The sequence below is a fragment of the Alcanivorax sp. 1008 genome (genome assembly GCF_020667895.1).
Taxonomy (GTDB): domain Bacteria; phylum Pseudomonadota; class Gammaproteobacteria; order Pseudomonadales; family Alcanivoracaceae; genus PGZG01.
Genome location: NZ_JAFMPS010000053.1, coordinates 1 through 3,661, shown reverse-complemented (window position 1 = coordinate 3,661; position 3,661 = coordinate 1). Strand labels below are relative to the sequence as shown.

At 54.5% G+C, this 3,661-nt stretch carries 3 protein-coding genes; 1 reads left to right on the top strand and 2 read right to left on the bottom strand.

Annotated features, from left to right (window positions below; all coding sequences use genetic code 11):
- A partial coding sequence (locus tag J1C54_RS16120) for a methyltransferase domain-containing protein (RefSeq protein WP_229149936.1) occupies window positions 1-284 on the top strand: 284 nt, incomplete at its 5' end.
- Window positions 285-339: 55 nt separating this feature from the next.
- On the opposite strand, the gene J1C54_RS16115 is transcribed toward J1C54_RS16120, so the two are convergent.
- Both J1C54_RS16115 and J1C54_RS16110 read right to left on the bottom strand, forming a co-directional pair.
- The gene (locus J1C54_RS16115; protein WP_229149935.1) at window positions 340-2,622 is read right to left on the bottom strand and encodes a FecR family protein; all 2,283 of its coding nucleotides are present in this window, start codon (window positions 2,620-2,622) and stop codon (window positions 340-342) included.
- A 14-nt stretch (window positions 2,623-2,636) separates the two neighbouring features.
- On the bottom strand, window positions 2,637-3,661 hold a 1,025-nt coding region (locus J1C54_RS16110; RefSeq protein WP_229149934.1), incomplete at its 5' end, for a hypothetical protein.

Here is a 3,661-nt window from a genome sequence, read left to right as displayed (position 1 = left end):
TAAATCAACAGTATGACTTCGTCACCTGTACAGAAGTGGTGGAACACTTCCATCAGCCAGCACGAGAGTTCGAACGACTGACCAGCCTGCTTACACCAACTGGTGTGCTAGCCATCATGACCAGCCTGTTGGATGACGGTGTTGATTTTCACACATGGCACTACCGCCGGGACCCAACCCATGTGAGCTTCTATCGGCAGACCACCTTTAACTGGATCGCCAACCATTACCGGATGCAGTTGCCGGATATGATCAGTGACTCGGTAATATTTCTGCGCAAATAAAAAAGCCGCCACATCAAGTGGCGGCTTTTACTAGCGGAAATTTGATTGGTTCTGATTACTGCCCAATAGCCGGGCCGGGGCCCTTCTCAAACAGCGCAGTCCCATAGTAGGCGTCCGTATCGTTCTGATAAGACACACCACCAACCAGTGCCTCAGCCTGATTCCCGGCAAACGTCCCGGTCAACGACCCGAAGCCGAGCTGGTCCTGAGTATCCGTCAAACTGATGCCGCTGCCATACAGATCAAACAACGAACCATTGCCCACCAGATTTGTGCTCTGGAGCGCAATATCGACTGCTATGCCACCGCTAACAATAGTGTCAAAATTCACGTCGACGGTAGAGCCATTCTGAATTACCAGATCAGGCAGCGTGCCATTGACGTCTGCCAGCGGCGTGCCGTCGACAAAGTTATAGGTGTACTGTCCAGTCAAACCGATCGCCAGCACCATGTCCTCTGTCAGAGGATTACTGGCAACCATATAATGCCAGTCCGAGGTCGGCGTGGCGGAATTATCAAAGCTGTCGACGACATCATAGTTGGTCTCATCCCAGATGCCCCAGTAAACCTCAGTGGCAACTCCACTTTGCGAATCACCCGGAGAGTTATAGATGACAATGCCGCTCTGCTGGTCCGGAGACGGGCTGGCGCCGGTGGCGATATAGGTTGTGGTGGACTCACCGAATACCAACTGGTCCGCAAACACACCATTTGCATTCTCGCCGGTTTCCATCTGCCAAAAGTCAGGCACGGTAGCCACTTTGCCAAAGCCGTCAGACAGCACTGAAACACCACCGAATATTCTTGCCGGTGTCAGCTCGCTCTGGAATGCGGCGGTGCCATAGTAAGTCATAGTCGACTCGGAAAAGTCGCTGATAGTCAGCGCACTAATGATCCCTTCCGCTTGCTGGCCCACGAACGTTCCGCCAATATTTCCGGAGATTGGATCAAAAGTATCCGTAGGACTCAGGTAAATGCCAGCATTATAGAAACTGCCTACATCACCACTGCCCACCAGTCGCAGTGTGCCCTGGCCGTTATCAAAGGTCATATCGATATCCATGGTCAGACTGTCGAAATGAACCAGGATTCGACCCTCATCAACGGTGGCCACCATCTGGGCGGGCAAGCCATCACTGTCCACGGCATTCAGCTCAGTGCCCCCGATGTAGTTATAGGCATAACGGCCAGTCAAGCCCAGGGCAGCCATTTCACTGCTGCCATTCTCCAGAGCGTTGTCAGCAAACATGTAGTGCCAGATACCCGTTGGCGAAACCTCGAAACCACCTGGGTCTAACGCATCGAACTTGCCCTCTGTCCACAAGCCCCAGTGAATCTGGGCTGCCATACCTTCCACGCCCTGAATCTGACGATACTGGGTGCCGGTCACCGAACCGTTACCATTCTCGGAAAGATCATATGGCTCGGTAGTCTCGCCGTTCTGGGCATCAAGAATCATCGCCTCGACATAGCGGCCTTCCAGCTCGCCGGTCCAGAACAGATTGCTTGAAGACACCCGGCCGGCCTGACCGAAACTGCCACCAAACGCGCCCACGCCCGATACCGTGCCTGAGAACGGCGTTGCCGGTCCCGTTCCTTCGTGATCATCAATATTGTCTACGATCTGGTCCTGTTCTCCGTCAATTAAATCGCGAACAGTAAGCCCATCAGTCTCGTCGCCTCCCATACCGGAGAGTACCTGCGACTGGAACAATTCTGTCAATTCTGGAGCCAGCTCAGGCGTGGCTTTTGGCCCGGCAACGCGCACCACCTGACCAGGGGTGACAATCCGCGAGCCCGCTTCATTACTGACCTCTACCTGACCTTCCTCAAGGTAAACGTAAGTACCCGGTTGCAGGTTGGGGAACTCTGCCAAGCCCTCTTCCGGCACATGAATAACCTGATAGGTGGTACCACGAATACCGATGGTAGCCACCGAGGTGCCTTGAGAAACATTGCCCGGATAACGAGCGCCGATGGCGCCAGTGACTGATCGCATCCAGCCACTAATCAGTCGTCCCGCTTGTTCATAGACGTCTGCTTCTTCATCAAATCGCTGACGCTGAATATGGTAATCAGAATTGCTGCGTAGCGCGGTCAGCGCGCCATCAGTCATGCGCAGCTGGGCAATACTATTATTCCCCGTTACTACCCTATCGCCTTCATGGAACACCGACCCCGTGCCGCCACCGCGGGAAGATTCGGTTGCATCAACAATCGACACCGTGCCGCGAGCAAAAAGAATTCGCCCCGCCTCTGTTGCCGCATGGAGCGGTAACGACACTAACCAGAGCAACAATACCGGTAGAGAAAAGTTGAAAAAACGCTTGGCATTCATGATGAACCTCCGTGTCAGAAGTAACGTGTCAGAGACACGCTGCCACTGGTTTGATCAAAGGTGTAAGTGGTGATATTCGAGTCCTGATTACGGTATTGCACGCGCGCGCGCAAATTCCAGAAGCGCTGGAAGGTTTTGTCCCAGTTAAGTCCGATCAGAACGCGATCATCCTTGCGCACCTTGTCCAACGGCGCTGCCGCGCCATAGATTTTCGTGTATTCCGAATATGCAAAGCTGACATCCCCGACCAACCTCTCGGAAGGGCGGTACATCCATGCCGCTGAGCCTGTGAGCGAGGCGCGCAGTGTGTCTCCTCCCGGACGAACATCATTTTTGGCCGCTTCGTACTCCATGGCCACATCGCCACTAAGCTGCCAAGATGGGGTAAGGCGATGGCGGATACCTGCGCGGATGCGGGACATCAAGTTATCGTACTGGTCATTTTCAAACTGCATGTTGCGCAGGCCGAGCGTAAGCAGAGTTCGAGTCTCCGCGCTACGCTGATGGCGCCACTCTGCATCCGCACCGAAATACGTATAGTAGTGCTCGCCATCTAGCTGCAGGTACCCAACGTCTCCACCTACGGCCACTTCACGCTGGCCATCCAGGTCACGACTCCACTCTGCCCGGCCACCAATAAAGTTCTGATCAAACTGGCTAGCATCTTTGTTTATATTTTCATGGCCATCAAAACGCTTGGCTTGAGTATTTGCTGAAAAGGTCAGGCGCTGATTCGCGGGCCTATCGATTTGCTGACGTACTCCTGCAGCAATCTGAGCATAAGGCGCTGCTATCTCGTCAACATTTACAAGCGCAAAGCCAAAATCCTTCGGGTAACTCCCCGCGTTATCGTCAAAGCCAGCTTCCGCAGTGACGAAGGCAATCCGCTTTTTCAGGCGGCGGGCCTCATCCGCCAGACCAAGCTGCTGGCGCAACTGGGCAATCTGCTCGCGAGCGGCTGGCGGCGGGTTCTGCCCATCCAGAATATCCAGCTCCCGGCGAGCAGCCTCCCCCAGATCCAGACGGGCGTAGGCCGTCG

What these genes read in the sequence shown, in the direction of transcription:
- J1C54_RS16115 (WP_229149935.1), bottom strand. Translation starts at nt 2,622, where the DNA reads ATGAATGCCAAGCGTTTTTTCAACTTTTCTCTACCGGTATTGTTGCTC.